General features: G+C 70.6%; 24 protein-coding genes and 1 pseudogene. 9 read left to right on the top strand and 16 right to left on the bottom strand.

The window, feature by feature from the left end; translation table 11 throughout:
• Nucleotides 1–63 precede the first annotated feature (63 nt).
• Nucleotides 64–267: a hypothetical protein gene (locus tag ACIQF0_RS36960; protein WP_401037632.1), complete on the bottom strand. Its 204-nt coding sequence runs from the start codon at nt 265–267 to the stop codon at nt 64–66.
• 54 nt (nt 268–321) lie between these two features.
• Nucleotides 322–681 (bottom strand): helix-turn-helix domain-containing protein, encoded by a 360-nt coding sequence (locus ACIQF0_RS36955; protein WP_319973981.1) that lies wholly within the window; start codon nt 679–681, stop codon nt 322–324.
• A gap of 65 nt (nt 682–746) precedes the next feature.
• Here ACIQF0_RS36955 and ACIQF0_RS36950 point away from each other — a divergent pair, with 65 nt between their 5' ends.
• Nucleotides 747–1,376 (top strand): NADPH-dependent F420 reductase, encoded by a 630-nt coding sequence (locus ACIQF0_RS36950; protein ID WP_401037628.1) that lies wholly within the window; start codon nt 747–749, stop codon nt 1,374–1,376.
• Here ACIQF0_RS36950 and ACIQF0_RS36945 read toward each other — a convergent pair.
• Nucleotides 1,362–2,333: a LysR family transcriptional regulator gene (locus ACIQF0_RS36945; protein ID WP_401037625.1), complete on the bottom strand. Its 972-nt coding sequence runs from the start codon at nt 2,331–2,333 to the stop codon at nt 1,362–1,364. The genes ACIQF0_RS36950 and ACIQF0_RS36945 overlap by 15 nt on opposite strands.
• A gap of 82 nt (nt 2,334–2,415) precedes the next feature.
• Between ACIQF0_RS36945 and ACIQF0_RS36940 the strand changes: the two genes are divergently transcribed.
• From ACIQF0_RS36940 to mycP, 3 genes are read left to right on the top strand one after another with little or no spacing between them, the layout of a single operon-like run.
• Entirely contained in the window at nt 2,416–3,378 is a 963-nt protein-coding gene (locus ACIQF0_RS36940) for a DMT family transporter (RefSeq protein ID WP_401037622.1), read from the top strand.
• Entirely contained in the window at nt 3,375–3,587 is a 213-nt protein-coding gene (locus tag ACIQF0_RS36935) for a hypothetical protein (protein ID WP_401037620.1), read from the top strand. Before ACIQF0_RS36940 ends, ACIQF0_RS36935 begins: the two co-directional genes overlap by 4 nt.
• Nucleotides 3,588–3,604: 17 nt before the next feature.
• Complete coding sequence (gene mycP, locus ACIQF0_RS36930) at nt 3,605–5,086, top strand: type VII secretion-associated serine protease mycosin (RefSeq protein WP_401037617.1); 1,482 nt, start codon at nt 3,605–3,607, stop codon at nt 5,084–5,086.
• Nucleotides 5,087–5,104: 18 nt separating this feature from the next.
• Here the strand turns inward: mycP and ACIQF0_RS36925 are convergent, their stop codons facing one another.
• A complete protein-coding gene (locus ACIQF0_RS36925) occupies nt 5,105–5,263 on the bottom strand; it encodes a hypothetical protein (protein ID WP_401037614.1) in 159 nt (52 codons plus the stop codon).
• Between the two features lie 29 nt (nt 5,264–5,292).
• Here ACIQF0_RS36925 and ACIQF0_RS36920 point away from each other — a divergent pair, with 29 nt between their 5' ends.
• Entirely contained in the window at nt 5,293–5,757 is a 465-nt protein-coding gene (locus ACIQF0_RS36920) for an RDD family protein (RefSeq protein ID WP_401037612.1), read from the top strand.
• On the opposite strand, the gene ACIQF0_RS36915 is transcribed toward ACIQF0_RS36920, so the two are convergent.
• The 6 genes from ACIQF0_RS36915 to ACIQF0_RS36890 form a co-directional block, all read right to left on the bottom strand.
• A complete protein-coding gene (locus ACIQF0_RS36915; RefSeq protein ID WP_401037609.1) occupies nt 5,750–6,394 on the bottom strand; it encodes a response regulator in 645 nt (214 codons plus the stop codon). The genes ACIQF0_RS36920 and ACIQF0_RS36915 overlap by 8 nt on opposite strands.
• On the bottom strand, nt 6,394–7,569 hold the full coding sequence (locus ACIQF0_RS36910) for a sensor histidine kinase (RefSeq protein WP_401037607.1): 1,176 nt from the start codon (nt 7,567–7,569) through the stop codon (nt 6,394–6,396). The genes ACIQF0_RS36915 and ACIQF0_RS36910 overlap by 1 nt, the downstream gene beginning before the upstream one ends.
• Nucleotides 7,570–7,583: 14 nt before the next feature.
• The gene (locus ACIQF0_RS36905) at nt 7,584–8,036 is read right to left on the bottom strand and encodes a hypothetical protein (RefSeq protein ID WP_360044955.1); all 453 of its coding nucleotides are present in this window, start codon (nt 8,034–8,036) and stop codon (nt 7,584–7,586) included.
• A gap of 121 nt (nt 8,037–8,157) precedes the next feature.
• Nucleotides 8,158–8,763, bottom strand: a complete 606-nt coding sequence (locus tag ACIQF0_RS36900; RefSeq protein WP_401037604.1) for a GNAT family N-acetyltransferase — start codon at nt 8,761–8,763, stop codon at nt 8,158–8,160.
• A 124-nt stretch (nt 8,764–8,887) separates the two neighbouring features.
• Entirely contained in the window at nt 8,888–10,129 is a 1,242-nt protein-coding gene (trpB, locus tag ACIQF0_RS36895; protein WP_401037601.1) for a tryptophan synthase subunit beta, read from the bottom strand.
• Between the two features lie 72 nt (nt 10,130–10,201).
• Nucleotides 10,202–10,981: an AraC family transcriptional regulator gene (locus tag ACIQF0_RS36890; protein ID WP_401037598.1), complete on the bottom strand. Its 780-nt coding sequence runs from the start codon at nt 10,979–10,981 to the stop codon at nt 10,202–10,204.
• A 43-nt stretch (nt 10,982–11,024) separates the two neighbouring features.
• Here ACIQF0_RS36890 and ACIQF0_RS36885 point away from each other — a divergent pair, with 43 nt between their 5' ends.
• Nucleotides 11,025–12,350 (top strand): hypothetical protein, encoded by a 1,326-nt coding sequence (locus tag ACIQF0_RS36885; protein ID WP_401037595.1) that lies wholly within the window; start codon nt 11,025–11,027, stop codon nt 12,348–12,350.
• Between the two features lie 32 nt (nt 12,351–12,382).
• On the opposite strand, the gene ACIQF0_RS36880 is transcribed toward ACIQF0_RS36885, so the two are convergent.
• The 3 genes and pseudogenes from ACIQF0_RS36880 to ACIQF0_RS36870 all read right to left on the bottom strand — a co-directional run.
• Nucleotides 12,383–13,690 carry a protein kinase gene (locus ACIQF0_RS36880; RefSeq protein ID WP_401037593.1) on the bottom strand — a complete coding sequence of 436 codons (1,308 nt, stop codon included), beginning with the start codon at nt 13,688–13,690 and terminating at the stop codon, nt 12,383–12,385.
• Between the two features lie 95 nt (nt 13,691–13,785).
• The gene (locus tag ACIQF0_RS36875; RefSeq protein WP_401038544.1) at nt 13,786–14,490 is read right to left on the bottom strand and encodes a cold-shock protein; all 705 of its coding nucleotides are present in this window, start codon (nt 14,488–14,490) and stop codon (nt 13,786–13,788) included.
• 30 nt (nt 14,491–14,520) lie between these two features.
• Nucleotides 14,521–14,724, bottom strand: a pseudogene (locus ACIQF0_RS36870) (cold-shock protein); the annotation flags it as partial.
• A 184-nt stretch (nt 14,725–14,908) separates the two neighbouring features.
• On the opposite strand from ACIQF0_RS36870, the gene ACIQF0_RS36865 reads away from it, so the two are divergent.
• The gene (locus tag ACIQF0_RS36865) at nt 14,909–15,061 is read left to right on the top strand and encodes a hypothetical protein (protein ID WP_401037591.1); all 153 of its coding nucleotides are present in this window, start codon (nt 14,909–14,911) and stop codon (nt 15,059–15,061) included.
• Here the strand turns inward: ACIQF0_RS36865 and ACIQF0_RS36860 are convergent.
• Genes ACIQF0_RS36860 through ACIQF0_RS36850 form a run of 3 tightly spaced genes read right to left on the bottom strand, consistent with a single transcriptional unit; the run spans nt 15,024 to nt 18,453 of the window.
• Nucleotides 15,024–16,781: a choline/carnitine O-acyltransferase gene (locus ACIQF0_RS36860; protein WP_401037589.1), complete on the bottom strand. Its 1,758-nt coding sequence runs from the start codon at nt 16,779–16,781 to the stop codon at nt 15,024–15,026. The two genes, ACIQF0_RS36865 and ACIQF0_RS36860, sit on opposite strands and share 38 nt — an antisense overlap.
• 1 nt (nt 16,782) lies before the next feature.
• A complete protein-coding gene (locus ACIQF0_RS36855; protein WP_401037587.1) occupies nt 16,783–17,586 on the bottom strand; it encodes a class I SAM-dependent methyltransferase in 804 nt (267 codons plus the stop codon).
• Nucleotides 17,587–17,595: 9 nt separating this feature from the next.
• On the bottom strand, nt 17,596–18,453 hold the full coding sequence (locus ACIQF0_RS36850; protein ID WP_401037584.1) for an arpA protein: 858 nt from the start codon (nt 18,451–18,453) through the stop codon (nt 17,596–17,598).
• Nucleotides 18,454–18,595: 142 nt separating this feature from the next.
• Between ACIQF0_RS36850 and ACIQF0_RS36845 the strand changes: the two genes are divergently transcribed.
• Both ACIQF0_RS36845 and ACIQF0_RS36840 read left to right on the top strand, forming a co-directional pair.
• Nucleotides 18,596–18,721, top strand: a complete 126-nt coding sequence (locus ACIQF0_RS36845; RefSeq protein ID WP_401037582.1) for a hypothetical protein — start codon at nt 18,596–18,598, stop codon at nt 18,719–18,721.
• 86 nt (nt 18,722–18,807) lie between these two features.
• The gene (locus ACIQF0_RS36840; RefSeq protein WP_401037579.1) at nt 18,808–21,516 is read left to right on the top strand and encodes a GH92 family glycosyl hydrolase; all 2,709 of its coding nucleotides are present in this window, start codon (nt 18,808–18,810) and stop codon (nt 21,514–21,516) included.
• The last annotated feature ends 155 nt before the right edge of the window (nt 21,517–21,671 follow it).

Here is a 21,671-nt window from a genome sequence, read left to right as displayed (position 1 = left end):
ATCGGCAGACGTTCGATCTGGTTTCGGCGAAACGAACAGATCGCCGGTCGCGCGGCGGCCGTTTCAGTTCCGCGCGGCTCCGCGGTTCCTGCGGTAGCTGGAGAAGAGCGCGACACCGCTGGCGAGGGCGATCAGCCCGAACGCGGCGCTGATGAAGAGGCTCAGGCCGAACGCCTGAGCGGTCACGTTGGCGGCGAGGCTGCCGACCAGGAGCATCACCAGAAGGGCGCGGTTGCGGACGGGCGAGGAGTTCGTTTCCGTGTTCATGGCAATGAAACTAGGTGTGTTCGCCGGCTCCGCCGATACCGCAGACTGCCGAGGTCAGGTGGAGCAGGCTCCACCCCGGTCCTGCGCCTCCAGCAGCTCGTCGCCGTGCTCGGCGATCCACCGGCCCAGCTCGCGCAGCGGGCCTTCGACGAGGCTCTCCCCCAGTGCGCTCAGCCGGTACTCGACGCGGGGCGGCGCGGCCGGGTGGCTGCGGCGCTCGACCAGGCCGTGGGCGAGCAGCCGCCGCAGGGTCTCGGTCAGCACCTTGTCGCTGAGGCCGCCCACCGCGTCGAGCAGCTCGGAACGGCGCCGTGGTCCGGCGCGCAGGCCGGCGAGCACGACCGGGTCCCAGGTGTGGGACAACAGTTCTGTGGCCGCGCGCAGCCGGCAGTCCACGAGCAGCTCGTCGTTCACGGTGCCATTCTCGCGGGTTCGTTCCCTACCGATCGGTGTGCGTCGGCTTCCTAACGTTGGACCTCATGCGAATCGGAATCCTGGGCACCGGCACGATGGCCGTGGCGTTGGGCACCGCGTGGTGTCGTGCTGGGCACGAAGTGCTGGTGGGCGGTCGTTCACCGGACAAGACGGCGGCCGCGGCCACGCGGATGGGAGCGACGCCGGCCGTCTCCCCGGCCGAGGCGGTCACCGGGCGGGACGCGGTGCTGCTCGCCGTGTCCTGGCAGGGACTGCCGGACGCCCTGCGCGCCGCCGGTGCGGCCGACGGAGCACTGGCCGGCACGCCGTTGATCGACCCCACCAACGCCGTCGCGCACGGCGTCGGCGAGCTGCTCGTCCCGGACGGCCGGTCGGCGGCCGAACACGTCGCCGACTGGGCGCCGGGCGCCCAGGTGGTCAAGGCGTTCCACCTGTTCGCCGCCGACCAGTGGGACGAGGGCCGCGAGCCGGTGACGGTGGTGCTGGCCGGTGACCACGAGGACGCGCTGCGGATCACCTCCGACCTGGTGCGCGACGTGGGCGCACGGCCGGCGGTGCTGGGAGGGCTGAGCCGCGCCCGGCAGCTCGAGGAGGTCGCCGGGTTCGTCATCGGGCTGGCGTTCTCCGGCGTCGACCCCGGCTCGGCGGTGCCGCGGTCGTCACCGGGACGCTGAGCACGGTCGGCCCTGAGGACCACTTCCCGCGACCGATGGCGCGCCCTCGCGGGCTGTGAGCGGCGTCTGGATCACCGCGGCGGCGCGGCGCAGCTCGGCCAGCACCGTCTGAACGGCCTTGCGCGCCGTCCGTTCCGGCCGGTGCAGCACGTCGATGTCGCGGTGGGCCTGGACTCCGCTCAACGGCCTGAGCACGACGTCCGGATGGGCACGGGCGGTCCAGCGCGGCATCAACCCGATGCCCGCGCCGGCGGCCACCGCTTCGGCACTCACCGTGAAGTCGTTGATGCGGTGGGCGATGTCGAGCCGGCGGCCGGCGACACTGGCGATCGCGTCGATGATCGCCATGAGGGGGAACCCGTCCTTGACGGTGATCCACGGTTGGTCCGCGACGTCCTGCGGCGACAGCCGTGGCTTCGCGGTCAGCGGGTGGCCGATCGGCAGGGCCACGTCGAGAGGCTCGTGCAGCAGTCTGATGGCGATCACCGAATCCGGCCATTGTGGACCGTGGTCGAAACGGTGGGCGAGCACGAGGTCGTAGTGACGGGTCAGGGCGGGGAAGCGGTCCTGGGCGACGTCCTCGTCGGCGAGAGCGAGGCGGGGGCCACCCGCGTCGGCGAGGCCGCGCAACAACAACGGCCAGAACGCCGAGGCCGCGCTGTGGAAGGCGGCCACGGACACCTCGCCGTCCGGCTCCTTCAAGAAGTCCGTTACGGCACGGCGTGCCCGCGCCAGCGCCGTCTGCACCTCGACGGACGCCGCGGCCAGGGCCTGCCCGGCGTCGGTCAGCACCACCCTGCGACCGGTCCGTTCGGTCAGCGGAACCGGGATCGAACGCTGAAGCAGGCGCAGTTGCTGGGAGATCGCCGACGGCGTCACGTGCAGGGCCTCGGCGACCGCGGTGACACTCCCCAGCTCCCCCAGTTCGCGCAGGATGCGCAGTTGCCGTTCGTCCACGTGCGACAGTGTAGGACGGCTACAACATCGTTTAAGACGTTGGTCATGGGCTTCAACGTGCAGTTGGTGGAGCGTTGGGGACATGCTCACGACCCGCCGCACCGACGTGGTGCTACTCCTGGTCGCACTCGTCTGGGGCTCCAGCTACCTGTCGGCCAAGACGGCCACCACAGCACTCCCGGTCCTGGCGGTGCTGTTCGCGCGCTACGCCATCTCAGCACTCGCGTGCGGCGCCCTGACCGGGTTTCTCCGCCGGCGGTGGACGCGCGACGAGGTCCGGCTCGGCGCGGTCCTCGGGGTCACCCAGGCGGTCGTCCTGCTGCTGGAGACCTACGGGGTGGCGCACACCAGCGCCGCCAACGCCGGACTGATCATCAGCTTGACCATCGTTCTCACGCCGCTGCTGGACCGCGGCGGCCGCCGCCTGCCCCCGGCGTTCTTCTTCGCGGCGGGTCTGTGCGTGCTGGCCGTCGGACTGCTGACCTCGACCACAGGCCTGCACGCGCCGCGGCTCGGAGACGCCCTGATGCTCGCCGCCGCGGTCGTGCGGGCGGGCCACGTCGTGCTCGTCGGCCGGCTCACCGCCGGACGTGCCGTGAACCCGCTGCACCTCACGACCGCCCAGACCGTCGTCGGCACCGCGCTGGTGTTGCCGCTCGCGATCACGCACCTGCCCGTGCTGGCCGCGGCCGGCACGACGACCTGGACCCAGTTGGTCTACCTCGCCCTGTTCTGCAGCGTCTTCGCCTTCCTGGCCCAGACCTGGGCGATCCAGGGCACCTCGGCCAGCAGGGCCAGCCTGCTGCTGGGCACCGAACCGATCTGGGCCGTCGCCGTCGGGATCAGCCTCGGCGGCGAGCACCTCACCGTGTGGGCGTCACTGGGCGCCGTGCTGATGGTCGCGGGAACCTACTGGGGGCAGGCCGTCGAACGCGCCCATCGCACCACGGGTGATCAGGAACGCACGACCTCCCGCTCCAGCCAGTCCTCCCGCGAGCGCTCCGCGGATTCCTCGAAGGACCGGGAGTCCACGTTGTCGGCTTGAAGCTCGCACCCGGGGATGCCCGCGGCACGCAGAGCGCGGTTGGTGAAGTGGCTGCCGCGGGCGTCGAAGAAGGCGAACCGAGCCGCGATCGTCCTCAGTGGATCATCGCCTACCTGAAGCCGGTTTCAGGTTGGGGCGCCCCGATTTTTGCGGCTGCGGGCTTTCCGTGGTGGACTTCGGTCATCACCGATCGGGGGGTCGGTGGGTGACGACCGGGGGGTCACAGGTGAAGATCGTTACCACGGGGTTCCGCCATGCCACGGCGACGGCGATCACCGCATTGTTGTTGCTGACGGGAGCTGTTCCAGCGGCTTCCGCGCCACCGCCGTCATCCGCAGACCAGCCGAACTCGGTGCCGCAGGCGCTACCGCCCGGCGCCCAGCCGCCGCAGGACACGGGCGGGCCGGACGTGCCGTACACACCCACCGACAAGGGCTGCGTCGAGTCCGACACCAAGAACGAACTGATCGAGTACATGCCGTGGGGCCAGGTCCACCTGAACCTCCAGCAGGCACACCGGTTCGCGACCGGCAAGGGCGTCAAGATCGCGATCATCGACACCGGTGTCGACCCGCGCAACCCTCGCTTCGGCGACCGGGTCGTGCCCAGCGGTGAGTACGTCAGCGGGAACAGGAACGGCGCGGACGACTGCGACGGCCACGGCACCGAGGTGGCCGGCGTCGCCGCGGCGGCCAGGACCGAGGGCGACTTCGTCGGCGCGGCACCGGAAGCGACGATCCTGGCGATCCGCCAGACCAGCGACCGCTTCGAGTTCAAGGGTGACGCCACCAGGGCCAAGCGGACGTCCGCGGGCAAGGTCTCGACGCTGGCGCAGGCCGTCGTGCGCGCCGCGGACCAGGGCGCCGGTGTCGTCAACATCTCCCTGACGAACTGCGGCGCCCCCAAGGACTTCAGCGCGGACGACCAAGCGCTGCAGGCCGCGATCCGGTACGCGGTCGACGTCAGGAACACCGTGATCGTGACGGCGGCCGGCAACCTCGACAGCAAGGCCGGCTGTCCGCTGCAGAACAACAACCTGGACCCGGCGATCGTCAACTCGGTCTCGTCGCCCGCGTGGTTCGCCGACGACGTGCTGTCGGTGGCGTCGATGGCGCGCTCCGGTGAGGTGTCGGGCTTCAGCGTCTGGGGCCCCTGGGTCAGCATCGCCGCACCCGGTGAGGAGATCATCTCCGTCGACCCCAAGGGCACCGGCCTGACCAACGCGAACGTGAAGGCCGACGGCGTGGGGAAGATCCAGGGGACGAGTTTCGCCGCCCCGTACGTCGCGGGTATCACCGCGCTGGTGCGCGAGCGGTTCCCAGACCTCAAGGCGCGCCAGGTGATGGACCGGCTCAAGGCCACCGCGCTGCACCCCGGCAACACCTCCGGCAGGGACCACCGGATCGGCTTCGGCATGGTGAACCCGGTGGCCGCCCTGACCGCGGTGCTGCCCTCCGAGTCCACGGGTTTCTCCAGTCCGCCGCCCAGGGACCTGGTCACGACCGTCACCGCGCCGGCGGACCGCGACTGGCCGCCGATCATCGCGGCCCTGAGCGGCATCAGCATCGGCTTCGGCCTGCTGATGCTGACGTTGCTCGTTCTCAACTCGATCAACCGCAGACGTCGTGCCGAACCCGGCGGCCAGGTCGCCCCACGCCGAACCTCAGCCACCCCGAAGACCCGCAGGGTGCCACCTTCGCCGAGGTGAATTTGCGCGGGGTCGAGGTCAGCGGCGTCCGGTCAGCGCGACGTGGAGACGTTGCAGGCCAAGGGCTTCCCCGTCGACGATGCGGGCCGGATCGACCACCAGGACGGTGTCGTGCTCGGGAACGTCGGTGTCGGTGCGAAGCTCCCGCGTGCCGCGGTGTCGGGCGACAATGGACAACCCGGCGGGTGCACCGACAAGATGTGCCGGTGGCCCTCGATGCCGAAGCACGGTCGATCGTCCTCCGCCGGTACTCGCAGCACGTCATCGAGTTCGCACTGCTGGTCGTCGCGGCCGTGCTGGGTCTCGTCCCCGGTTTCCTGCTGTCGCTCGGGCTCGTCAAGCTCGGCATGCCCGCTGAGCACTTCCCCTACGTCGCGGTGAGCTCCATCGCGATCGTGTCGTTGCTCGGGGTGCTGTGGATCGAGATCTGGTACCCGTACCGGCATGGCGGGTCGACGCCGGCGATGCGGTGGCTGGGCATCCGGATCACGACGCTGCGTGGCGGTGAGCCGTCGTTGCGGGACTACTTCGTGCGGTGGCTGTTGATGGTGGTGGACGGGCTCTTCATGGGCCTGGTCGGCGCGGTGCTGATCGCTGTGACGCCACGCCACCAGCGCCTCGGGGACATGGTCGCGGGGACCGTGGTGGTGCGGCGGCCGGCAGTCACCTGAGCAGGCCGGTGCGCCACGCCCAGATCGCGGTCTCGGTGCGGTTGCGCGCGCCGATCTTCTCCTGGACGTGCGCGAGGTGCGACTTCACCGTCGACAGCGAGATGTGCAGGCGGTCGGCGATCTCGGCGTTGGTCGCACCGCGGCCCACCGCCAGCACCACGTCCAGCTCGCGACCGGTCAGCGGGGTGTGCGGACGGTCGGTGCCGGTGCCGGCGGTGAAGTGCTGGAGCAGCCGGACCGTGACGGCGGGCGAGACCATCGCCTCGCCCCTGACCGCGGCGTGCACCGCCTCCACCAGCAGCCTCGGCCGGGCGTCCTTGACCAGGAACCCGCACGCTCCGGCGAGCAGCGCCGCGTAGACGTTCTCGTCCACGTCGTAGGTGGTGACCACGAGCACCCGCAACGGGTCCTCGACCCCTGGGCCCGCGAGCAACTCGGTGGCCCGCAGGCCGTCGAGCTTCGGCATCCGGATGTCCATCAACGTCACGTCCGGGCGGAGCTGCCGCGCCAGGCGCACCGCCGACTCCCCGTCCTCGGCCTCGCTGATCACCGTGATGCCCGGCTCGGCGTCCAGGATCAGCCGGAAGCCGGTGCGGACCAGGGTCTGGTCATCCGCGATCAGCACGCGGATCGTCATCAGATCCCCCTCGGCGGCGCGCCGGACTCGCGCGGCAGTCTCGCCGTGACCCGCCAGCCGTCCTCGCCGTGCGGGCCCGCGGTCACCGTTCCGCCCAACGCGGCCATCCGTTCCGTCATGCCGATGATGCCGTGCCCGCCTTCCGCCGGTTCGCCGCCCGGCACGCCGTCGTTGTCGATCTCCACCACGAGCTCGTCCCCGTCGGACCTGGCCGTGACGCGCACGTCCGCGGCCCTTGCATGCCGGCGCGCGTTGATGAGCGCTTCCAGCAGAACCCGGTGCAGCGCGACGGACACCTGCGCCGGGAGCAGCAGGCCGTCGAGGTCGCCGGCCACTCGCACGGATGCGTGCTCCCCTACCGCGGCCCGCACCACGTCCCCGAGCACGAGGCTCGGGGACGGCAGCGGTTCGTCGCTGCGCAGCACGCCGACGAGGCCGCGGGTCGCCGTCAACGCCTCGGCCGCCGCCTGTTCGATCTCGTCGTAGACGTCGAGCGGGTTCTGGTGCGGTGCCGCCGGGTTCTCGGCGAGTGCCTGCGCCGCACGGGTCCGCACGACGATCCCGGTGACGTGGTGGGTCACCAGGTCGTGCAGGTCGCGGGCGAGCTGGAGGCGGTCCTCGGTGCGGATCCGCTCCAGCTCGCGGCGGTGCCGGGCGTCGGCGTCGCGGAGGATCAGGCCCAGCGCGACCGCCGCGCCCCACGCCAGCGCGGCGGCCACGGGGAACAGCGCGGCCGGGAAGCCGAGTCCGTACCGGGCGATCGGCGCGAGCACGACGGCGGCGCAGGCGGCGACGGCGAGCACGGCCGCCCGGACGGGAGGCAGCCGGCGGCATCCCGCTCCCGCCAGCAGCAGCGCGGCCAGCACCTCCGTCACCGGTGGCTGCTCGGGAACCCGAGCGATGAGACCACCCGCGGCCGTGCCGAGCAGGGAGAGCGCGATGGCCGCACCGCCGAGCAGCTCGATCCGGTGTGGGAACCTGCGGCGCAGCACCGCGAGGACCGCCGCGGCCTCCCCCGCGTACGGCACCACCGTGGTGAGCAACGGCCCGAGCACTCCTCGCGGCGTGTCCCCGCCGGTCGCCAGCACCGCGTCCACCACGACCGCCACCACCAGGACGGTGACCTCCGCGACGAACACGCCGCGCCGTGCCGGAGCTCCCCCTGCGGCGATCATGCGGGCATTCTCCGCTATCGAGTGTGCTTCACGGCGTCGAAGTACTCGTTGGACGCGGGCAGGTAGCTCGCCACGACCGCGAGCGCGGCCACGAGCGCCCCGCCGTACGCGGGCAGCGTCGGCGATCCCTGGCCCACGAACAGGCTGCCCACCTGCACCACCGTGAACACGGTCAGCACGATCCTCGCCCAGTTGCGCCCGGCGCGGACCTTGAACGCGAGCCACAGCTGCACCAGTGCGATCACCAGTGCGACGCCCGCGAACGTCACCTGGGTGATGGTGGCCGCGCTCTGCAGCTGTTCCTCGGTCATCTGCGTGCCCGAGGCCCGCAGCGCGTCGACCAGGTCGTCGTGCGTGCCCGCCAGGACACCGATGGACGTCACCGCGAAGACGCACGACACCAGGAACCCGGCGAAGGCGGCGTTCACGGTCCGCGGTGGAGTGGTCCTACCCGTTGCAGCAGTCATGATCACGACCGTAGGACCGGTCCGAAGAGGGTGGGACAGCCCGAGACGCCATTTCGTACTTTCGGCCGAGAGCCGGGTTGCGGCAGCTCGCGGGGGTGGCGAGGATGCCGCCCGGTTCGGATCACGGGACAGCGGGTGTCACGCGCTCCAGCATGTTCTCGAGGTGGTCTTCCGATGCGGCGTGCGCGTAATAGCCGCGGTAGAGGTCGGTGAGCACTCTCGCCACGCCATCGGGGGTGAGCATGGACTCGTCGCGGATTCCTCGCCACAGCAGGGTCATCGGCACCAGTCCGCCGGGATTCGCTTGGTCGGGCATGAAGTAGTCGTTCAGCGACGGCACCGGCCGGGCGCCCCACCGTTCGTAGAAAGCCACTCGCCGCGCCAGAAGTGGATCACGTCCTGGCGTGCGAAGCGGATCCTCCACCTCCAGCACGATCCCGTTCACCGCCCGCTCCGCCTGGAGGTCGGTCGCGATCGCCGAGAGCATCGCGGCACCTGTTCCGGTACCGCGCGTTGAAGGCGACACGGCGAGATATTCGAGGTAGGCCGCGCCGGATGACGGCAGGCGCAGCGCCGTCGCGAACCCGATCAGGTGCCCGTCGGCGGAGTGGGCCGTCCACAACCACGTGCTGTCGCGACGGGAGACGGTGTCGTGCGCACTGCGTTCGCCGGGCGGGAACGCCTCCTCCCACATCAGCTTGATCTGCCGGTAGTCGGCCTCGGTCACGCTTCGCCAGTCACGTCGCCGAATCGAGGGCGCGGTGGATTCGTCACCACGGTTGTTCATGGTGTGGCAGGTCTCCTCGCGGCCGGGAACGACACGGCTGTCGCCGTGGCGTCCGAACAGAACATCACGCCGGAGGCGGACGATCACGCTGCCCGAGCGTGTCGTGCCTGGCCAGCACGAAGTCGACGTCCTTGTCGCCGCGCCCCGACAGGTTGACCAGCACGCGCTCGGCAGGCGGCCTGGTCGCCGCCAGCCGGATCGCGGACGCGAGAGCGTGCGAGCTCTCCAGTGCCGGAATGATGCCTTCCGTCCGTGCGACGCGCAGAAACGTGGCGACCGCTTCGTCGTCGGAGACGGTGTCGACGGACAGCCGGCCGGACTGGGCCAGCATGGCCATCTCGGGACCGACACCGGGATAGGCGAGGCCTGAGGCGATCGACGTCACCGCGGCGGGCACGCCGTGCTGCTGCAGGACGACGGACCGGGCCCCGTGCAGCGTTCCCGGGCTGCCGAAGGTCAGCGTGGCCGCGTGCTGACCGAGCCGGGCGCTCTTGCCGAGGGGTTCGACCGCGTGCAGGGCGACCTCGGGGTGGTCCAGGAAACCGGAGTACAGCCCGAGGGCGTTGGACCCGCCGGCGACGCAGGCGACGACGTGGTCGGGCAGTGCTCCCCCGGTGATCGCGAGGAACTGCGCGCGTGCCTCCTGCCCGACGACCGACTGGAAGTCTCGGACGATCATCGGGAACGGGTGCGGCCCGATGGCCGAACCGATCGCGTAGAGAGCGTGGTCGTGCTGCTCGGTGTAGGCCTGCAACGCCGAGTCGCTGGCCTCCTTCAGCGTCGACTGGCCGGACGCGACCGGAACCACCCGCGCGCCCAGCAGGCGCATGAGGCTCACGTTCGCGTTCACCTTGTCGAAGTCGATCGCTCCGATGTGGACCTCGCAGTCGAGCCCGAACCGGGCGGCGGCGCTGGCGAGTGCGACGCCGTGCTGGCCGGCGCCCGTCTCGGCGATCAGCGTGCGCTTGCCCATCTTCCTGGCCAGGAGCGCGAAGCCGACGCAGTGGTTGATCTTGTGTGCGCCGGTGTGGTTGAGGTCCTCGCGTTTGACGTAGATCTGGGCGCCGCCCAGCTGGTTCGAGAGGTTCTCCAGGTGGTGCACCGGCGTCGGTCTGCCCTGAAGTCCTCTTCGGACGGTGTCCAGCTCGTGGCGGAAGTCCGGTGATGACCGCAGTTGCGCGTACGTGGTGGCGAGTTCCTCCAACGCGGGCCCCAGGTGTGCGGGCCAGTGGTTGCCACCGAAATCTCCGTAATAGCCCGCGGCGTCGGGATAACGGCCGGCGTGGGCGCTTGTGTCGTGCGGCATCGTGACCACCTTTCGGACAACCCGACGGTAGGCACGACGGACGCCGAAATCTTGAACAGGATGTGCGCCGTCTCAGCGGCCCACGCCACGGGAGAGCGCCCCTGGCGGCACGCCGAACACCTTCTTGAACTCGCGGGTGAGGTGGGGCTGGTCGGAGAAGCGCACCATCTGCGCGACGTCGTTCAACCCGAACCCGGCGCAGATGAGCTCACGGGCGCGGGCGACTCGGACCTGGCGGACGTAGGTCTGCGGGGGAATGCCGATCGTCTTCCTGAACGAGCGCACGAGGTGGCTCGGGTTGACTCCGATCTCGCGCGCGAGGTCGTCCGTGCGGGTCGACCGCAGGCCGTCCCGCCGGACGAGGTCGCACACCGTTCGCGCGATCGACGCCGAAGTGGACCCTGGGGACTCGACCGAGAAATCACATTCCCGCAGCACCTGCCGGAGGGACTCCTCGATCCGCGCGTCGTCGGCGACCGGCGCCGCCAGCGCGTCGGCCAGTTGCAGGGTGGACCTGCTTCGCGTCATCACCTCGGTGCGGATGGCCCGGATCTCGTCCGGCCGGACCGCGGCGGCGCAGCTGTCGAGGAACGCCTCCGACGGGTAGAGGACGTGGTACCGCGCGAGACCGCCCGCGCTGCCCGCGTGCACCTCGAACGGGTTGAAGAAGAACACGTCGCCGGCGCGGACGGTCCTGTTCCAGCGGCTGGACCAGATGTGCGCGGTTCCGTTCGTGACGACCACGACCGAGTACGTGCCGTGCAGGTGCAGGTCAAAGTCCGCCGCCGTCGCCCGCGCGCGGAGGAGGTCCGCGTGCTGGAGCGCGAACGTCATCGAGTCGACTCGTGTCACGACGACGAGTCTTCCCCACCGGACCGCCGCTAGCCTCACGCTGGTGATCGATGCGTGGCAGGAGTTCCGCCGAGAGGTGTTCGGAGATCCGTACCTGGTGTGGCACGAAGGCGCCGACATCGACGCTCTGACAGCCGAGCACGAGCGCCGGCCGCAGCGCGCGGAACGGATGGTCCGCGCGGGCGTCGCCGAGCACGACCACGTCGCCGTCGAGTCGCTGGGCGGCCTGGCCCGCCTCGGTCGTGCGCCGTCGGACTCGGTCGCTCTGCTGCGGTCTGCTCTCCCGTCGGCTCACGGTGTCTTCCGCGTGCGCACCGCACAGGTGCTGGGTGAGATGACCGGCTCTGACGAGTACGTGTCCGAGGTCGCGGCCGTGCTCGAAGGTTTCGGGCACTGGGGTGACCGGATCGACGCGGCCCTGGCACTGCGGCGACTGCCCATCACCCCGCGCTCGCTGGCGGCGTTGCACCGCGGGATGCTCGACGAGGAGTCGCTGGTGCGCCACCACAGCGCCAACGGCCTGCTGGGCCTGGCCGGCAGGAAGGCCGACATCGCGAACCTCAGCGGGTTCGCGCAGGTCACCAGCGGGGATCCGGCGCGGTGGCGTGCCGTGGCCGACGACCTGCTCGGAGCCTTCGCCGTCCGGACCGCGGGGATCTGTGGCGACCGGGAGAGTTTCGCCGTGGAACTGGGTCCCGCCGACTACTCCGCGCCGCACCACAGGGCCGCGCGGGTGTACCTGTCAGGCACTCGGCTGCCCGGCCCGGACCGGCTGCACGTCCCGGCGCTGCGCAACATCGGCGGGTACACCACGCATCCCGATCGGCCGGCCGACTACCAGAACCTGCGTGCCGCGTTGGAACACCTCGGCTTCGCCGGTCTGCCCGCGTCGGTCACGCTCGAGGAGGACGAGACCGCGGGCACGTTGGACGCCGTGACCGCAGCGCTCGACTTCGACGCCGACGTGTCGCGGTGGCGCGCGACGGATCTGCTCATCGGAGACAGGTCACGCCTCGCGATGGAGATCGGGCCGGTCGATCAGGACGCGGTACGACTGCGGACCTGCACGATGTGGCTGGACGGCGCCATCGTCACACCGTTCGACAACACGGCGTACGTGCCGCAGTTCGCGCACTCGCTGCGAACAGACGCCGCCCTCTACCGGGCGGGGCGGTCGCCGGACTTCGCGCACTGGGGTCCCACCACCGACGACCTGCACGCGGAACTGCTCCCGGACGGCACGCTCCGGTACCGGCTGCGCTCGCGGATAGACGGAGCCGGCGACCGCGAAGGAGCGGTTCGGCTGCGCGTCGACGAGATCGTCGCCGTGCTGGAGGACACCGCCGACGTGCTGACGGCCTCGACGTGAAAGATCAGTCGAGCATCCGGTGAGCCGGCGTTTCAGTTGGCGGTGGAGCAGGTCACGGCCGGGCGAGCGGGTTCAGGACCGGCGGCGACGAACCCGAACGAGGTGGTTCCCCCGGCGGCGAGCACGGCGTTGTGGCCGGCGTTGGTGACGGTCACCGCGGTCGCGTTCTGGGTCAGGGTGCCGTTCCACAGGTTGCCGATGGTGTGGCCCGCAGCCGGCTGCCACGTGATGGTCCAGCCGGTGAGGCCGCCTGCGCTGGTGTTGCCCACGGTCACCTCGACCTGGTAGCCGCCCGGCCACGAGTTGGTCACCTCGTAGCGGGCAACGCAGGCGGTCGTGACCGTGGTCGTGACCGTGGTGGAGTTGGTCTGGGCGTTGCCGCTGGGCCGGTCGCCCTGCACGACGGTGCCGATCACAACACCGGCGGCGACCAGGACGGCCGCACCGGCGGCCATCGCGATCACCCGGCGTGGCAGGTGGCGGCGGACGAGCAGCATCCGCGTCCCGCTCTTCGAGGGTGCAGCGGGCAGCGGAAGTCCCTCCGCGACCGCCGCGAGCAGCTTGTGGGCCTCGGCCATCGTCGGGCGTTGGGCCGCGTCACGATGCAGGAGGCGCAGGAGCACCTCGCCGAGCGGGCCACCTGACCGTGGTGGCTCGAACTCTCCTCGAACCGCGCGTTGCAGGAGCGCGTACGGGTTGTCGTCCACACCGAACGGCGGCGTGCCCTCCAGTGCGGCGTAAAGGGTCGCGCCGAGGGAGAACACGTCCGAGGCGAACGTCGCCGCCTCGCCCGCCGCCACCTCCGGCGCCAGGAAGGCCGGCGTGCCGATGATCAAGCGGGCGTCGGTCACCGTGCCCTCGCCGACCGCACGGGCGATGCCGAAGTCGGTGATCTTCGCGATGCCGTCATCGGCCAGCAGGACGTTGAACGTCGAGACGTCCCGGTGCACGATGCCTTCTGCGTGCGCCGCCGCCAGTGCGGCGGCGACCTGCCTGCCCACGGCCGCGACCACGCCCGGCGGCAGCGCGCCCCGTTCGGCGATCAGCGCCGCGAGGCTGTGGGAGGGCAGGTACTCCAGCACCAGACAGGGCTTGCCGTCGTGCTCGACGACCTCGTACACGCTGATCGCGTGCGGGTGCCGCAGCCGACCGGCGACCCGCCCCTCGCGCAGCATCTGCGCCACCGCGTCCGGGGACCGCCGGTCGGTGTTGAGCAGCTTGACCGCGATCACGCGGTCCAGCTGCTCGTCGCGCGCCTGCCAGACCACCCCCATGGATCCTTGCCCGATCGACGACACCAGCCGGTACCGCCCGGCGATGACCTCACCCTCTTCTGGCACATGCCGACGCTACTTGGCTGAGCCGACCGTCGGCCACCTTGTGGCAGAGCCGCCACGTCGCCCGCTTCGAGACGTCGTAGGACCGTCCCGGACGGTCAGGCGCGCTCGACGGCATCGGCCTGCGGGCCCCGGTCGCTCTGCCGGATGCGGAAGCGCACCCGGTCGCCGGCCTCCAGGGGCTCGCCGGAGACCACCGAGACGTGCACGAAGAGGTCGGGCCCGCCCGCGTCGGGGGTGATGAAGCCGAAGCCGCGGTCGCCGTCGTAGCGGGCCACCGTGCCGTCGCCGGCGCGGGCCGCGGGCCGGGCGGCCGGACGGGCCTGGCTGGGGGGCGCGGCGGCCTCCACCGGCTCGCCGGCGGCCACGAACCGCACGTCGCGCGCCTGACGCCCCTGGTCCGCGGTGACCGTGGTGAACGAGACCCGGTCGCCCTCTGCCGGCAGGTACCGGTCGTCGACCAGGGCGCGCACGTGCAGGAAGACGTCGCCCGCCCCGTCGTCGGCGACCACGAAGCCGAATGACTTCTCCTCGTCGAACCACAGGACGGAACCGTCGGCTCCGTCGCCGGGCACGACCAGAGGGCCTCGGCTGACCCCGGCGTCGAAGCTCAGCGGCACCAGGTGCTGGGCCTGCGGCCCCTTCTCCCCGGCGATGACGACGAAGGCCACCCGCTGCCCGGCCGCGAGGACGCCCCCGGTGACGATGGCGGAGGAGTGCACGAACACCTCCGCACCCCCGCCGTCCGGCGCGGCGAACCCGTAGCCCTTGGCCGGCTCGTACCAGGAGACGGTGGCGAGCACGCCCAAGGCCGCGTCGGGCGCGACGTCCCCGGTGACGGCGACGTGCAGCGCCTGCGGACCGCGGGGGCCCTCACCGGTCTCGAACTCCACCGTCTGGCCCTCGCGCAGCGCCCGAGCCGCGCCCTCGCCCTGAACCTGCGAGACGTGCACGAAGATGTCGTCGCTGCCGTCGTCGGGGGCGAGGAAGCCGAAGCCGCGCTCTAGGTCGTACCAGCGGACGGTTCCCTGCTGCACTGTGCGCTCCTGGTCTAGCGGGTGGTCGAGGGGCCAGTGTCCCAGGCGCCGGGTGTGCGTCCTGATCCCGACCCGCGACAGCTCCACCGCGAGTACATCGCCGAAGTCACCGAGTGCGCGCGGTGGCCAGGGTGCGCGCCGCGAACAACCACCTCACGGTCGGCTTCGCCGGGGTGTCCCACACGTGCCGAACCTGACTGCCGCGAGGCTCGCCGAGGCGTTCGCGAAGGACTACCGCGAACGCCTCGGCATGACCGGCGGACCACTGCCCTTCCCCGTCGACGACCCGACCAGGAAGGTCAGTCCTCGGTGGCGAGCAGGTCCTGCAGCTCGGTGATGGCCTCACCGAGGTAGGTCGCGAACCTGTGCATCTCCTCGGCGACCGGCCGGGGCGTGCTCAGGTAGAGGTTGAAGCGGTCCGGCAACAGCACGTACGCGACGCCGATGCACTTGGCGCTGGTCGAGCCGAACCCGAAGTACTGGATGTGCTCCGACGGTGCCGAGCTGGTGCTCAGGTAGTCGTCGCGCATGATCGTCCAGCCCGGCGTGTCGTACAGAGGCAACGGCTCCGTGCCGCCGCGCCGCTTGTGGATCAGCTGCAGCTCCCACAGGTGCTGCTCGGGCGCCGCCCCAGCCTGGCACTCCTTGGCGCGCCGGACGTGCGCGTCCGCCGCCGCCCGGAACGCGGCGCGACGGTCGGCCCGCGAGGACGATGGATCCTCCACAGTGGACACGAACGTGACCGCTTCCGGCGTCACCACGCGCATCGCCTCGGTCCGGCCGTTCTGGAACTGCCGGGTGCCGATCGACTCGTACGTCGCACCCTGCAAGCCCTTCGACCGCTGGTGCGCGAGCTGGTACGCCATCTGCACGAACGCGTCCGGCGAGATCTTCAGCTCCTTCGCACGCTGCTTGCCGAAGTCCTCGAACGACAGCGTCACGGTCGCCGTGTCCGCGCCGTACTGGGCGAACGACGCCGCGGCCGCCACCGTGTCCTCGCGCAGCTCCTCGGAGAGCACGAACTCGACCGGCTCGATCGCGGGCAGACCCTGCGCGGAGGCGCCGGACACCCGGAGGTGTTCCTCCGTCGTCACGCTCAGCATCGCGTCGGTGAACGCGAGGATGGTGGTGCCGTCCAGCTCGCAGTGCTCGACGTTGATGCCTGCCCGGCCGTCCGCGAAGACGATGAACGTCACCGCCTTGTCGAACCACCGGTTCGCGCTGTCGCCGTGCAGCAGCTGGTCACACGCGGCCAGCGTGTCGGCGGGTGCGAAGTCCTCCAGCGCCACGCAGAACAACGCCGACTCGATCGTCTCCAGCGCGGCGGCGTTGTCCACCAGCAGCGCCACACGGCTGTCCGCCCACGCCGCCCGCGCCTTGGTGGTCAGCGGCCCGGCCGAGAACTCCGCCCGGTCCGCCTTCATGATCGCCTGCAGGCCGCCGGCCAGGTCGCCGAGGTCGTGCGGCACGCCGTCCGGCCCGAACACGTCCATCTTGAAGGCGTTGCCGCGGAAGAAGACCACGACGTGCCGCGCGTGTGACGGGAACGTCGTACGCGCGGTGTCCTGCTGCACGTGCGGGATCCGGGTGGCGGAGAACAGGAACTTGTTCTGCACCATGGACTGCGGTTCGCCGCGCAGCAAGACCGGCGGGATCGCCTCGGCGTCGAGCCGCACCTTGTAGGCGACGGCGGCGGAGATCAACGCCGCGGCTCGCTGCTCCTGCGTCTCCTCGACGTCGCGGAAGAGGAAGAAGAAGTTGGCGTTCAACGCGATCCGGTCGCGGCGGCCGAGGTAGCGGGTCGGCCAGAAGAGGTCGAGCCAGCTGCGGACGCCCTCGGTGCCGTCGAACTCCTCCAGTGCGGCGTGCAGCGACCGGGCCGTGCTGTCCGGCGCGAGGAACTGCTCGACGGCGGCCTCGGTGGTCGCCAGTTCGGCGTCGGTCAGCAGCGGGGTGCACCACTCGAGGAACCGCGCGCAGGTCTCCTCCAGCGTCGGCAGGGGCACCCGCGGCAGCTGGTCCTCGTAGCTGAACGTCTTGCCGTCGCTCACAATCACCTCAGGTGCGTTCGATAGGTCGTTTGGACAGGTAGAGCTGAGCGTAGAACCAGCCGCCGTCCTCCAGGCCGCTCGGGTCCACGCCCACGTCGGCCAGCGTGTCGAGCACCCGCGACTGCTCCTCGGCCGAGATGAACCGCCGCTGCCGGAACAGCCCGTCCGCCCGCACGGTCTCGTAACCGAGCTGAGCGAGACTCGCCTCGATCTCGTCGAACGGGAACATCCGCAGCACGAAGTGGGCCATCCAGGGCGCCCCGCCGGCCTGCACCACGCGCGCCAACGTGGGCGCGCCGACGTAGCCGAGGCTGCCGGTCGAGATCACCAGGTCGACGTCCGCCAGCTTGCGCTGCTGCTCCGGGGTGGGCTCGGCGCGTTCGAGGTCGGCGAGCACGGCGTCGTCGAGGAACCCGGCGGCGGTCGCGTAGCTCAACGCCGGCGAGGAGATGTCCAAGCCGACGAAGCGCGCCGGGATCGCCTTCCCGCGTTCGCGCACGAGTTCCTGGTCGTCGGCCAGCACCTCGGCGGACGACCGTGCGTCCAGGTCGTAGCGGTCGTACAGGTCTTCCATCGTCAGGTCGCACCGCAGCAGCGCCGCGTTGATGCCGTACGAGCTGCCGATGTCGAGCACTGTCGGGGTGTCGATCCCCGTGGTGGCCCGGTACTCCTCGACCAACGCCGTGAAGTGCGGCTTGGCCAGCTGCGGGATCTGGTACTCGAGCCCCCGCAACGACGAGAAGTACGAGCGCGGGTCGGGCTGGGTGTAGATGTGGTCGAGCTCGACTTTGCCGGTCGCGTCGAATCGCACGTGTCTCCCTCAGGCCAGTCGCTCGTCCACTCGCACGCCGTCGCCCTCTGCCGCCAGGTGTTCGGGCAGGACCCTGCCGAACAGCTGCCGCGTCCGCGCCACCGTTCCGACGACGCCGGGCCGCAGGCTGTAGGCGAAGATCGCCGTGTGCCGCTGCCGGTCGCCCCGGACCGTGCTGACCTGGTGCAGCGAGTAGCGGCCCTTGAACAGCTGGAGGTCGCCGACGCGCAACGTCAGTCGCTGGACGAGCCGGTCGTCGCCCGCGAGCACCGCGCGGACGTCGTCGAAGTTCTCCTCGTCCGCCGACCGGATGTTCGGGCAGTACTGGAACTCACCGCCGCCCTCGGGTGCCTGGGTCAGCATGCTGACGGTGAACTCGTTGGTGTCGAAGTGCCACGGGTGCGCGCGGCCGCTCGGGATCACGTTCAGCACCAGGCCGGACAGCGGGTCGGCCAGCTCGTGCAGTTCCGGCAGCTCGAAGCACGCGGCGACGAACCGCTGGAACACCTCGCTGGTGTAGAGCTGGTGGATGATCGCGTCGCGCGGGACGACGTCGCGGGCGACGAACGCGTTGCCGCGCTCCATCGTCGTGCGGCCGGGGTGCTCTGGCGGCAGCGGGGTGTCGACGTCGATGTTGTAGGCGTTGACGGTCTCGACGTCGTAGTAGGCGTGCGGGGCGATCTCGGCGCCCTCCCGCCGCAGGTCCTCGTGCAGCGCGGGTCTGATGAAGTCGGGCAGGACGCTGCACCCGACGGTGTGCAGGTCGCGGTGGGTGCGTTCGACGACCTCCCGCCACGCCGCGCCGTCCGGTTCGGTCAGCGGATAGTCCGCGGTGTTCACGACCTGTTCGAGGAGTCCCGCTTCCATCCGGTCAGTGTCACGGCGGCGATCACGGTCGCCAAGACCCTTGTGAGATTGTCCGTGCCAGGCATTCGGCGGTACCGGATCACCATTGCGGCGGCCGAACGGCTCCCTGTCCGCGAGCCCTGCCGCTAGTAGCGTCCCGGGTATGAGACGACTGCTCACCGTCGCGTTGTCGTTCTTCCCCGTGGACCCGCCTCCGTGCGGGCATGGACAACGTTGGCTCGACGAGGGTTGCCCGCGAGTGGCGTCGTCGTTCTTCCCCGCCTGCTAGGGGATCCCCAAGTTTCGCGTGGCACGGACCTCGTGCCCGCTCGGGCTATGACAACGTTGTCTAGCCCGTGTCAGAGAGGAAGGTCCATGTTCGGCTCCCTGCACCGACGTGCCAGACGCTCACTCCCCCTGACGGTCGCCGGTCTGCTCATCGCGGGCCTCTTCACCGCCACCCCCGCCCTCGCCGCCCCGATCCCGCTGACCCAGCACGTGAACCCGTTCATCGGCACCGACAACTCCAACTCGCCCAACCCCGTCCCCGGTGGCGCGGGCGGCAGCACCTATCCCGGCGCCGTCGTGCCGTTCGGCATGGTGCAGCTCAGCCCGGACACCCCGACCGCCTCGCCGTCCGGCTACCGCTACAGCGACACCAAGATCGAGGAGTTCAGCCTCACCCACTTCAACGGCGCGGGCTGCGCCAACAACGAGGACCTCGGCATCCTCCCGATCACCACCGGCTTCCCCACTTCCCCCGGCACGAACTGGACCACCTACGCCGGCAACTACACGAAGGCGAACGAGTCGGCCGCGCCCGGCTACTACAAGAACCGCCTCGACAACTACGACACCGGCGTCGAACTGACCGCCACCAAGCGCACCGGGTTCATGAAGCTCACCTACCCGGCGACCACCACCGCACGGGTGCTGGTCAACAGCAGCCGCAGCGCGACCGGCAACCGCTCGGGGTCGATCGCGATCAACGGCAGCCAGCTCACCGGCACGTTCACCGGCGGCGGCTTCTGCGGCGCGTCCAAGACCTACCAGCTCTTCTACGCCATCCAGTTCGACCGCGCGCCAACGGGTTTCGGCACGTGGCTGGGCGGGACGGTGAACGCCGGGTCCGCGAGCACCAGCGGCGTGAACTCCGGCGGCTACGTCACGTTCGACACGTCGTCGAACCCCGTGGTGCAGCTGAAGATCGGCGTCTCGTTCGTCAGCGTGGCGGGCGCGCAGGCCAACCTGGCGGCCGAGAACTCCGGGTTCGACTTCGCCGGCGTTCGAACCGCTGCCGACGGCGCGTGGAACGACGTGCTGAACAAGGCGCAGGTGTCGGGAGGTTCGGCGGCGGACCTCCAGAAGTTCTACACGGCGCTGTACCACGTGTTCCAGAACCCGAACATCGCCAGCGACGTCAACGGCCAGTACCGCGGCTTCGACCAGGCCGTCCGCACGGCGTCGCACACCGTCTACCAGAACTACTCGGGCTGGGACATCTACCGCTCGTGGGCGTCGCTGATCGCGTTGCTCGCACCCGCGGAAGCCAGTGACATAGCCAAGTCGATGGTGTTGGACGGGCAACAGGGCGGGTTGCTGCCGAAGTGGTCGCACAACAGCAACGAGCACTTCGTGATGACCGGCGACCCCGGTCCGATCGTCGTGTCGAGCCTCTACGCGTTCGGCGTGCGCGGCTTCGACACCGCCGCCGCGCTGGCGTTGATGGACAAGAGTTCCAACGGCGGCACCACCCAGGGCCAGCCGACGCGCGGCCGTCAGGCGGGCTACCTCAGCCGGCACTACGTCACCGAGGACCCGTCGGACTCGCTGGAGTACTCGGCGTCCGACTTCGCCATCGCCCAGTTCGCGCGGGCCGTCGGTGACACGGCGAAGTACAACACGTACATGACGCGCGCCCAGTGGTGGCAGAACGTCTACAACCCCGAGTCGGGCTACGTGCAGAAGCGCAACGCCGACGGCTCATGGGCCTGGCCGGTCACGCCGGCGAGCCCGTCCGGCTACACCGAGGGCAACGCGTCGCAGTACACGTGGATGGTGCCCTACAACTTCGGCAGCCTGATCAACCTGATGGGCGGCCCCAAAACGGCCGTCCAGCGCCTGGACCACCACTTCACGCAGCTCAACGGAGGCCTGAGCCTGCCGTACTTCTACATCGGCAACGAACCCGAGCACGGCGTGCCGTGGGCGTACAACTACGCGGCCTACCCGCAGGGCACGAGCGCGGCGGTGCGGCGCGTGATGACCGAATCGTTCACGACGGCGGCCGGTGGCCTGCCCGGCAACGACGACCTGGGCGCCACCTCCGCGTGGTACGTCTGGGCGGCACTCGGCATGTACCCGTCCACTCCGGGTTCGGACGTGCTCGCGCTGCACGGCCCGCTGTTCCCGTCCGTGACGATCACCAGGCCGAGCGGTGTCCTGCAGATCAACGCCTCCGGTGCCGGTGCGCAGTACGTGCAGTCGTTCAACCGCAACGGGGTTGCGTCTTCCCGGTCCTGGCTGCGGTACGGCGACATCTCGGGCAACGCGACGCTGAACTACGCGATGGGCTCGTCGCCCAGCTCGTGGGGAACCGCCGCCTCGGACGTGCCGCCCTCGTACAACGACGGCTTCACTCCACCGCCGGCGGCTCCTGTTCTGGGCACGAACCTGGCACAGGGCAAGCCCGCCACGGCGTCCGCGGCCTGCAACTCGGCCGAGGAGGCGGCGAAGGCGTTCGACGGCAGCCTGTCCGGCAAGTGGTGCTCGCTGGCGTCCGGCACGAAGTTCCTGCAGGTCGACCTGGGGTCGACGCAGAACGTCGGGTCGTTCGTGCTGAAGCACGCGGGGCTCGGCGGTGAGACCACCGGGTTCAACACGGGTGCGTACAACATCCAGACGTCTGTCGACGGAAACACCTGGACGAACGCCGTGACCGTGTCCTCGGTGCGGGCGAGCCGGTCGTACCACCCGATCACGCAACGGCAGGCGCGGTACGTGAAGCTCAACGTGACCACGCCGACGAACAACGGCAACACGGCCGCGCGGATCTACGAGTTCGAGGTCTACGCCAGCTCGTAGCAGATCTCCCAACAGGTTCCCGCGGTCACGAGGCCTCGGCGCGGGGGCCCCCGGCCCCCACCCCGGGGGCCCCGGCCCCGCGCCGGGGGGGGGGGGCGGGGGGGGCGGGCGCGCGGGGGGGGCGGGCGGGGGGGGGGGGGCCCGGGGGTGGGGGC

The organism is Lentzea sp. NPDC092896 (assembly GCF_044754905.1).
In the GTDB taxonomy this organism is placed as follows: domain Bacteria; phylum Actinomycetota; class Actinomycetes; order Mycobacteriales; family Pseudonocardiaceae; genus Lentzea.
Note: the sequence above shows the minus strand (reverse complement) of the source record. Positions and strands in the feature narration are given on the sequence as shown.

What these genes read in the sequence shown, in the direction of transcription:
- ACIQF0_RS36960 (WP_401037632.1), bottom strand. Translation starts at nt 267, where the DNA reads ATGAACACGGAAACGAACTCCTCGCCCGTCCGCAACCGCGCCCTTCTG.
- ACIQF0_RS36950 (WP_401037628.1), top strand. Translation starts at nt 747, where the DNA reads ATGCGAATCGGAATCCTGGGCACCGGCACGATGGCCGTGGCGTTGGGC.
- ACIQF0_RS36940 (WP_401037622.1), top strand. Translation starts at nt 2,416, where the DNA reads ATGCTCACGACCCGCCGCACCGACGTGGTGCTACTCCTGGTCGCACTC.
- ACIQF0_RS36915 (WP_401037609.1), bottom strand. Translation starts at nt 6,394, where the DNA reads ATGACGATCCGCGTGCTGATCGCGGATGACCAGACCCTGGTCCGCACC.
- ACIQF0_RS36910 (WP_401037607.1), bottom strand. Translation starts at nt 7,569, where the DNA reads ATGATCGCCGCAGGGGGAGCTCCGGCACGGCGCGGCGTGTTCGTCGCG.
- ACIQF0_RS36905 (WP_360044955.1), bottom strand. Translation starts at nt 8,036, where the DNA reads ATGACTGCTGCAACGGGTAGGACCACTCCACCGCGGACCGTGAACGCC.
- trpB (WP_401037601.1), bottom strand. Translation starts at nt 10,129, where the DNA reads ATGCCGCACGACACAAGCGCCCACGCCGGCCGTTATCCCGACGCCGCG.
- ACIQF0_RS36850 (WP_401037584.1), bottom strand. Translation starts at nt 18,453, where the DNA reads ATGGAAGCGGGACTCCTCGAACAGGTCGTGAACACCGCGGACTATCCG.
- ACIQF0_RS36845 (WP_401037582.1), top strand. Translation starts at nt 18,596, where the DNA reads ATGAGACGACTGCTCACCGTCGCGTTGTCGTTCTTCCCCGTGGACCCG.
- ACIQF0_RS36840 (WP_401037579.1), top strand. Translation starts at nt 18,808, where the DNA reads ATGTTCGGCTCCCTGCACCGACGTGCCAGACGCTCACTCCCCCTGACG.